Source organism: Caldithrix sp., from assembly GCF_056497305.1.
This window is the reverse complement of sequence record NZ_JBSMDE010000200.1, coordinates 1-9,568: the sequence shown is the minus strand read 5'-3', so window position 1 is coordinate 9,568 and position 9,568 is coordinate 1. Positions and strand designations below refer to the sequence as shown.

The following is a 9,568-nucleotide window of genomic DNA, read 5'->3' as shown; positions in this document are numbered from 1 at the left end:
GGTTACTTTTGAGGCCGGTGACCTGGCTTCCGGCGTTTACTTTTACCGTTTAACGGATGGGACACACCATGCGGTTAAAAAGATGCTGATCGTTAAATAATAATGGATTATTTGATACACCGGGATGTGTGTTTTAGATTAATGGACCGCAACAAAAAACAGGGCTAAGAAAAAAAGCCCTGTTTTTACTATGGAATGGATTTGGACACTATGGATAACTTTAGAATATGGGTTGTTAGAATTTGGTTATTTTTTTTGGTTTTGAGCGGATGGCACCTGGAGGCGGGAACCATTCTGGTGAAAAACGCACAGGAAATTAAGGCGCAGCTTTCCAACATCCAGGCCGGCGATACGCTGCTCATGAAAAATGGTTTCTGGAAAGATCAGCAAATACTCATCAAAGGCACGGGCACAGAAACCGCTCCCATAGTTTTAAAGGCGGAGACTGCTGGCAAGGTCTGGATTACCGGCGCCTCCAATTTGCGCATCGGCGGAAAATATGTGATCGTTGATGGGCTTTATTTTGTGAATGGTTACAGTCCTAGCGGTGCGGTTATCGAATTTCGCGAAAGCTCCAGCCGTCTGGCTGAGCACTGCCGTTTAACCAACTCCGCGATTGTTGATTTTAATCCTTCCAGTAAAAGTACCGATTACAAGTGGGTTTCATTGTATGGTAAATACAATCGGGTGGATCATTGCTATTTTGCCGGTAAAAATCATCAGGGGACCACCCTGGTGGTCTGGCTGGCCACTTACGCCAATCATCACCGGATCGATCACAACCATTTTGGGCCTCGCCCTGAATTAGGGCAAAATGGCGGTGAAACCATTCGCATTGGCACCAGCGATTGGTCCATGTACGATTCTTACACCACGGTGGAATGGAATTATTTTGAGCAGTGTGACGGGGAAATCGAGATTATTTCCAATAAATCGTGTGAAAACACTTACCGCTACAACACCTTTGATCAGTGTCGCGGCACTCTGACCCTGCGTCATGGCAATCGTTGCTATGTTTACTCCAATTTCTTTTTTGGCCATCATCTGGATGATGCCGGAGGCGTTCGCATCATTGGTGAAGATCATCGCGTTTACAATAACTATTTTCAGGATTTAAACGGCACGGGCCTCAGAGCGGCCCTTTCGATCATGAATGGCGTTCCCAATTCGCCTTTGAACCGCTATTTTCAGGTAAAGCGGGCGCAGGTGGTGTTTAATACGCTTGTTAATTGTTACGAACCTTTAGTGATAGGCGCGGGGGCCGATGAAGAGAGAACTTTGCCTCCCAAAGATTGTTTGATCGCCAATAATACCATTTATGCCTCGTTTAATAATCCGATCATTACCTTTGAAGATCAACCAATAAATATGACCTGGTTAGGCAATATCTTCTTTGGGCCCGATCCGGGGTTCGACACGATTCCGGGAATTGTACTCAAAGATCCACTATTGCAGCTTGCAGCAGATGGCCTGTATCGTCCGGCTGATAGCAGTCCGTTGTTGGAGGCCGCGGTCGATACGGTGGATTTTGTGAGTGTGGATATGGATGGGCAGTCCAGAACCTTTCCGGCCGATGTAGGGGCCGATGAAAAAAGCAGTGATCCGGTCTTGATTTATCCTTTAAAAAAAGGGGATGTGGGCCCTGGCTGGTACCCGCCTGAACCTCCGCCCACGCCGGTTATTCAGGTGCAAGCGGGACGCGATTCTCTAATAGCCGCCATTCAAAAGGCGGATGACGGCGATATTGTCGAACTCATTTCCGATGACGGAGCGGTCTATTCGGTTTCTGCACCTATTGAAATCGATAAAAGTATTACCATTCGGGGAAAAGAGGGTTTACGCCGGCTTCCGGTTATTGCACCAACTACAGAGGTCGATTCTCTGCCTGCTCTCTTTTTCTGGTCCAAAGCCAAACGACTTAACTTGCAAAATTTGAGCATCGATGGCCAGAATAAGGTGACTTACCTCTTTAAAAATGCCGTAAACCATGGGCAATTAAAAACCGATTCCCTAACCGTAGAGCACAGTGGGCCAGCCGTTTTTTGGGCTGATGCCGGCAGCATGATGGATTCATTGATTTTTGAGCGTACATCTTTTTTCCATGGCACTGGACAAGGGATTGTGGCCAAAGAAGAGACCGAGGGGAGTGGTTTGTTCAACATTCAGTATCTCTCTTTGGAAAATTGCACGGTCTGGGATTTTAAACAGTCTTTTATCGATGTCTATGCCGGGGACGACGTTCCATTTACACCCGGACCCAATATTTTGGTTAATCATTGTACTTTCTACAAAGTAGGAGACCAGGGTACGTCCATCATCAATGCGCGGGAAGCGGATTTTACGCTCATCAAGAATTGCCTTTTTGCTTCCGGGCCAGCCACGGATCCTTCAATCAGAATTTATGGGCCCACAGCTACAGTGGATTACTGCGACTTTTTTAATACGACGCTACCCGACTTGCAGCGTAGTGCTACTCTGGGAAGTCGCATCTGGCAACTTGATCCGCAATTTGTTGATCCTGAGCATGGTAACTTCAGGCTTCAGGCCGGATCCTATTTTTGGGGCAAAGCCGATGACGGTTATCCATTAGGTGATTTGCGCTGGACCGGAAAGGTGCTGGCCATTGAGGAAAAGCAGGGAAGTAACCTGGCTCAGGCGGCATATCCGCTGGTTAAAAATTTCCCCAATCCCTTCAATGGGCAAACGACAATTCAGATTTTTGCCGGGCAGAGCGGTGCCTTAAAATGGACTATTTTGGATGCCCGTGGCCGGCCGCTGAAACGGGGCGCTGTGCTTGTTAAGAAAGGACAAACCCTAACCTGGAACTGGCAGGCCAATGGGCATGCCAGTGGTGTTTACTTTTTACGAGTAGAAAACGGAAAACTATGGCAAACGAAAAAACTTCTTTTATTGAGGTGACAAAATGTGGAAAAAAGCACATCTGAATATGCTCATTCTTTTGTTGAGTACTGTCTTTTTACGGGCACAGGAACAATGGCAATCCCGGATCGTCTTTTACGGTTCCGATGACCGGTTGCATTATGTTCGCGATGCCGAAGGCAATGTGATTCCTGATTTTAGTTACGCGGGCTACAAGAATGGTGAACAGGCCATCCCTGATATCCCTGTTGTGCTGGAAATGGAACCAATAGCCGGAGACAATACGACTCACATTCAGCAGGCCATCGATTCGCTGGGGCAGCTGGAACCCGATTCTGACGGCTTTCGTGGCGCCATTCTATTAAAAGCAGGAATTTACGAAGTGTACGGTACCATCTATTTAAATAAAAGAGGGATTGTACTGCGCGGAGAAGGCGACGGTGCGGATCCGACCAGCAATACGATCATTAAAGCCAAAGGAAATTCGCCCAACCAACGCTCGGTCATTGTGGCCGGTGGCGGCGATGATTCCAAATGGCGGGAGATGGTTCCTGGAACCAAATCCAACATTCTGGACGATACGGTACTCGTGGGGGCGCGTTCCTTTCGTGTGCAAAAGCCGAATTATTACCATGTGGGCGATAATATTATTATTTTTCATCCCTGCACCGAAGAGTGGTTGCAGGCTATCGATTATGGCGGCACGCATTCCAATGATCCTGACGCAGAACCAGGCGTGGATGTTCCATGGGAAATCGGTAGCCAGCCCATCGTTTACAATCGCTATGTGAAAGCCATCCATGGCGACACGATTAGCATTGATGCGCCCGTGTTTAACACATTAATCCGTAGCCTTTCACAATCTTATGTTTACACCTATCTGCGCCATAAACTGGAGACCCAGATTGGCATTGAAAACCTGCGCGTCGATATCGAAACCGATGGCGGCGAAGACGAAACACATGCCTGGAATGCCATTGATCTGTTTTTAATCGAAGATGCCTGGGTGCGCAATTGCACGGTTCTGCATTTTGGAGAGGCTGGTTTTAGAACCAACACCGCTACACGCGTGACCATCGAAAGTTGTAAAGCGCTGGACCCGGTTTCCAAAATTACCGGCGGAAGGCGCTACAATTTTGAAGCTTACACCGCTTCACAGCTCATTTTATTCAAAGATTGTCTGGCTACCAATGGCCGACATCACTACATGTCCAATGGCACTTCCTGGACCAGTGGAATTGTGTTTTTGAATTGCCAGTCGTCCGGAGCTTACGCTTCCAGCGAAGGCCACCGACGCTGGTCGCAAGGCCTATTGTACGACAACCTGGTAGAATTGGATGGCCCGCGTCCTGGGTACAACCCTCGATTATTAGGTTTGTATTGTCGGGGGTACTATGGCACCAGTCACGGTTGGGCGGCCGCCCATTCCGTAGCCTGGAACTGCGACGTGGCCGATGGCGATTTGATCGTCCAGAAACCACCGACTGCCCAAAATTACGCCATTGGCTGCAAAGGGAAACAAATCACCGGTAAAAAACCGCCGGCCTCTTTTGACGAGCCGGAAGGCTATATTGAGGGCAATAATCTTGATGGCCTCTATCCGCAATCCCTCTACCTGGCACAATTTGCAGATCGTATGAAAGCTACCAACATCGATGAAAGCAAAATTTTTACTCGTACCACACTCAATGATTTACAATTACTAAAGGCTTATCCGAATCCGTTCAACCAGCAGGTGCGCATTCGATTTCGGTTGAAACGCTCCCATTCTGTAAAAATTGTCTTTTTTAATGCTCTTGGTCAGCAAGTGGATTTGATTGAGCCTGGCGTCCTGCCAGAGGGTGAGCACGATTTCCTATGGAAAGGTGTGGATGCGCAGGAACGTGTTTTGCCCAGTGGCATCTATTTTGTTACAATCCGTACTACAAATCATCTGGCCCGATCTCTTAAATTATTATTAATCCGTTAAAGGTTAGCCATGTATTTAAAATTTTTAAAAATCGCATTATTGTTAGGAAGCGCGCTTTTAACTTCCTGCCAGCAATCATTTGATTTACACAGTCTGGAACGGCAACGCGTCCTGCCTCAGGCTCGTTTTGCCCTGCGAGAGCTGCCGGTCACCATCACGGCCTTCAGTTGCCCGCGGAGCGCCGGGGGATTGCACGATTTTTATTCGGAAGGCGATTACTGGTGGCCTGATCCTCAGAATCCCGATGGTCCTTACATAAGGCGGGACGGCCTGAGCAATCCGGATAATTTCATTAAACATCGTCAACTTTTAATGCGCCTTAGCTACCATGTACCGGCTTTGACAGCCGCTTTTTTGTTGACCAGTGACAGTACCTATTCCCGGGCCGCGATTGAACATCTTAAGGCCTGGTTTGTGGACGAAGAAACAAAGATGAATCCGCACATGCTCTATGCTCAGGCCATCAAAGGTCGGGTTACAGGTCGGGGAATTGGTATTATTGACGCCATTCATTTTGTGGAGGTGGTGCAGGCTGTGCGTGTTCTGGAGCAAAGACATGCGATTGATGGGCAGACATTGAAAGCAGTTAAAGGGTGGTTCGTAAATTTCATGGAATGGATTTTTACTCATCCTTACGGCATTAAAGAACGGGATAATGGCAATAACCATTCTACTTGCTGGGCCATGCAGATAGCCGCCTATGCCCGATTAACCGGCGATAGTGCAAAACTCGATTTTGTCCGTGACTTTTACAGGCAAAGGTTGATTCCTGAACAGATGGCTGTGGATGGGAGTTTCCCGAGAGAATTGAAGCGTACTAAGCCTTACGGTTATTCACTCTTTAATCTGGATGCTTTAACCATGGTTTGTGTTTTAGCTTCTAACAATGATGATTTATGGCAATTTACACTCCCGGATGGGAGAGGTATTGCTAAAGCTCTGGAATTTATGTTTCCTTACATGAAGGACAAATCCCAATGGCCCTATCCTGAAGATGTGATGTATTTTGAAAAATGGCCCGTTCGCCAGGCTTCTTTACTGTTTGGCGGATTGAAACTGAAGCGACCAGAATACCTGGGTTTATGGAAAAAGCTACCGGCCGATCCAGTCGAATATGAAGTGTTGCGCAATTATTTCATCCGGCAGCCATTGATCTGGGAAGAATACTTTTGAATACAATTTTCAAAAAGTGTTCACCAATTAAAGAGGGAATCCCCGGGAGGTAAGTGTTGATGCGTAGGTTTATTTTATGCTTTTTAATGATTTTCAGTATCATTTCTTGCACAAAGCAAAAGGCGCAGGTTGAGTTAAAAAATCCCACCGATTTGCATTGGGATGATGCCTTTGTGGAATTAGATTGGCATGAGGTTTTTTCTGATCAAAGAATTCCGGAAAAAAGGAAACTGAAAATTAGCCAGAATGGCCAGCCCATTTCTTACCAGATTTTATTCAACGGCAATATTGGGCTGTTGTTGGATTTTAAGCCCAAAGAAGTAAAGCGCCTGTTAATCGAGAAGAGCGAGGGTTCAGTTCCAGAATATCCGCAACGCGCCCATGCCGAAATTTCAATTCGAAAAGGGGCCACATTTGATGGAAAAAAATGGATCGGAGGGCGATTTGTGAGGGTACCCAGGGTTGTTGTGGGCCATAAGCATTTGATTCACGATCAATTGATTCGCTATGAAGGGCCTGGATGGGAAGCGGATAAAATCGGTTACCGCCTGTATCTGGATCGTCGGAATGCGATTGACGTCTTTGGCAAAAGAACCGCTAAAATGATCCTTCCAATTGTAGGACACGACACATCCAAAACCTATCATGAAATGAACTGGTGGGGAATGGATGTTTTGAAAGTGGGGGAAACTTTTGGTGTTGGCTCTTTTGCATTACACACCATAAACAAGAAAACATTCTCACTTATTGTTGAGAAGAGAGATATTCCTGAAATATCTTTTCTTGCTCCTGAAAATGTAGACAGCCTGATTTGTACCGTTCTTGAAGATGGGCCATTGCGTGCTGGTCTGGAAATTCAATATCGGGGCTGGCAAATTGGCCGGCAAAAGGTCGATGTGGCGGCACGCCATTTTATTACTGCAGGCAGTTATTTAACGCTGCATGAGATCAATATCTTGAGGGGAAAGGCCGGTCTGGTTGTGGGAGCCATGGCGCCTAAAACGGCAGATATGTATCTGTTTGAAGGGCATCCATCCATGAGGCTTATTCTGGGCATTCCTGCTCTATCGGGTGATTCCCTGGCGGTGTTGGTTGGAGAAGTGATGCCAGATTTGCCATCTTTTGCCAGCACCGTAAAAAATAATTGGCTGAAATATTATGCGCCCGGAATACGATCGGTAGTATTCTACAGCGGAGCTCTCTGGCAAGATAATTTTCCTCAGCAATCCTTCAAATCGTTATGTCTGGATGAAGTCCATTCCTGGCAGGAAAAGCTGGCAAATCCCATTCAGATCAAATATTTAAAGGAATTGAGATGAGACGTTTTTTTATCCAGTGCATGGCCTTTTGTTTAATGCTCTGTTTGCCTGTTCAGGCCTTTCAATCTTCGGAAGTTCCCCTAAAGAAGATAGCCCGGCGCGTATTAGAAATGGATCACTGGCGGACCGATCGTTTTCAGTTGTACACGGAAAACGGCAAATGGAAATATCAAGACAGGGTGAACTGGCTTTCCGGGTTTTTGGGAGGAGAGCTGTGGAATATGTATCGCCTGACCGGAGATGAAGTTTTAAAACAGCGCGCACTAAGTTTTGCCAGACAACTGATCCCCTTTGCCGGAAAAGATGATACACACGACATGGGTTTCATTTTTTATCCAACCGTGGTCAGGGCATTTCAGGTAACCGGAAATCCATCGTTTAAGGCGGCTGGTTTGCAGACCGCTCAAATGCTGTACAAAAGGTACAATCCAAAAGGGCATTTTATCCGGGCCTGGGGCAAGTTGGGTAGTACAAAGAAAGCAGGATGGAGCATCATCGACACCATGATGAATCTGGAACTGCTGTTCTGGGCAACAGAAGTTTCGGGTCAGGCAAAATACGCTGAGGTGGCTTATGCCCACGCTATCACCTGTATGAAACAACATGTGCGTCCCAATGGATCGTCATTCCATGTGGTAATTTTTGATCCGAAGAACGGGAGAGTGCTTAAAAAGCAGACGCATCAGGGCGCCAGCGACGCGTCAACCTGGGCCAGAGGACAGGCCTGGGGCGTTTTTGGTTTTTCCGTTGCTTACAAGTACACCAAAGATGAACGCTTTTTACGTACGGCGCAACGGATGGCCGATTTTATGCTGGCGCATTTACCGCTAGACCTTGTTCCATTCTGGGACCTTACTGATCTGCAGGCTCGGGATTATCGGGATGCTTCTGCTGCTGCGATTCTGGCTGCGGGATTGTATCGTCTGGCCTTCATTGGCCACGAGGGCAGCAGAACGGAGACTTACCGCCGGGCTGCCGACGCTATTTTACAGGCATTGCTCAATCATTACATGTATTGGCAGAGTGATCGGGAGGAAGAGCAAGGATTGCTTCTCCATCAGGTCTATCATTACCACAAGGGATGGGGTGTGGATGAATCGTTTCCTGCGGGTGATTATTTTCTAACAGAGGCCTTAAATTACTATTGGAAAGAGCGCCATCTATTTAAAAAAGAAGGAAAGCGTCAAAAAGTCTCCTTGAATCGAAATTGGTATTTTCTTGAAAAAGATGTCCAGAAAGACCAATTGCCAGCATTTCAAGACGACTGGCAGCGAGTTGATTTACCGCATACATGGAACCGGTTTGACGTTGTGGATGGAAAGCCCGGATATCGCAGGGCGGGCAACTGGTACAAAAAAAATGTTTTTGTGGAGAGGATGTCGCATGACGAACGTCTGCTTATTTGCTTCGAAGGCGCCAACACGGTTTGTAAAGTCTGGTTGAATGATCGCTTTGTGGGCAAGCATGTGGGTGGTTATGTTGGATTTAAATTCGATTTAACGCCATTTATTCAATCGAATGATTGGAATCAATTGTTGGTCTATGTTTCCAATGCCTATGAACCCGATCTGATTCCTTCGCAAAAATCGGATTTTTTCATTTACGGTGGCTTAACGCGGGATGTCTGGTTAGAAAAGGTTCCGGCCGATTATTTGCAATATGTATGGATTTCAACCCCGGAAGTGAACAGGCAGAGTGCCAGCACAGCATTACGAGTCGAAGTCTTAAGCAGGGATGCTCAGAACGCCTGGCTGAACCTCCAGCTTAAAGCGCCAGGCGGTAAAGAGGTGTTGCAGAAAGAGCAGAGCGTGCGACTGCAAGCCGGATTGAATATCATCGCAAGCCAACTGCCCATTTTGAAAAATCCTCAATTGTGGTCGCCGGATGATCCACAACTTTACACACTTGTTGTACATTTAAAAACACAACAGGGATCGACCGATGAGCTTGTGGAAAAAGTCGGTTACCGCTGGTTTGAGTTCAAAGAGCATGGTCCGTTTTATTTAAACGGTAAACGTTTGCTGTTAAAAGGCACGCATCGTCACGAAGAACATGCCGGTTATGGCGCAGCCATGCCGAATGCCTTGCATTGGGCAGATATGCAGGCGATCAAAGAGATGGGCGCCAATTTTGTGCGCCTGGCGCACTATCCGCAAGATCCAATGGTTTACCGGGCTTGCGATTCACTTGGCTTACTGGTTTGGGATGAGTTGCCCTGGTGCCGTGG

At 47.0% G+C, this 9,568-nt stretch carries 5 protein-coding genes; all 5 read left to right on the top strand.

Features of this window, described 5'->3' with window-relative positions:
* Positions 1-297 precede the first annotated feature (297 nt).
* Positions 298-2,919: a chondroitinase-B domain-containing protein gene (locus tag ACWB0I_RS16520; RefSeq protein ID WP_479389187.1), complete on the top strand. Its 2,622-nt coding sequence runs from the start codon at positions 298-300 to the stop codon at positions 2,917-2,919.
* 4 nt (positions 2,920-2,923) lie between these two features.
* Entirely contained in the window at positions 2,924-4,849 is a 1,926-nt protein-coding gene (locus ACWB0I_RS16515) for a FlgD immunoglobulin-like domain containing protein (protein WP_479389186.1), read from the top strand.
* 9 nt (positions 4,850-4,858) lie between these two features.
* Positions 4,859-6,022, top strand: a complete 1,164-nt coding sequence (locus ACWB0I_RS16510) for an alginate lyase family protein (RefSeq protein ID WP_479389185.1) — start codon at positions 4,859-4,861, stop codon at positions 6,020-6,022.
* A 59-nt stretch (positions 6,023-6,081) separates the two neighbouring features.
* A complete protein-coding gene (locus ACWB0I_RS16505; RefSeq protein ID WP_479389184.1) occupies positions 6,082-7,341 on the top strand; it encodes a DUF4861 family protein in 1,260 nt (419 codons plus the stop codon).
* A partial coding sequence (locus ACWB0I_RS16500; RefSeq protein WP_479389183.1) for a glycoside hydrolase family 2 TIM barrel-domain containing protein occupies positions 7,338-9,568 on the top strand: 2,231 nt, incomplete at its 3' end. The genes ACWB0I_RS16505 and ACWB0I_RS16500, both read left to right, overlap by 4 nt.